Annotated in this window: 1 protein-coding gene; it reads right to left on the reverse strand. The window is 63.1% G+C overall.

Annotated elements, in window-relative coordinates; translation table 11 throughout:
• Positions 1 to 236, reverse strand: a 236-nt coding sequence (locus tag AC0IYH_RS33990; protein WP_471838883.1) for an FAD-binding oxidoreductase, incomplete at both ends; no start/stop codon positions are given.

Consider the following 236-nt stretch of genomic DNA (forward strand, 5'->3'; position numbering starts at 1 on the left):
GGAACAGCTCAAGCGTATCGCCGACCTGGATGTGGTCGTGCAGGTAGTTGGAGACCTTGCCGTCGGCCTCGCGCTTGACGCTGATGCGGTACTCACGGCCATTGCCCTGGGCGGACAGCGAGTAGTTGCGGCGCTGCTCCTTGCCATCGATGACCATGCGCATGCCGATGTACTGGCCGGGCTGCTGAATCAGCACGGCACCGCCATCGACGGGCGCCAGATGGAAGGAAGTGATC

Source organism: Pseudomonas sp. AC463, assembly GCF_979253585.1.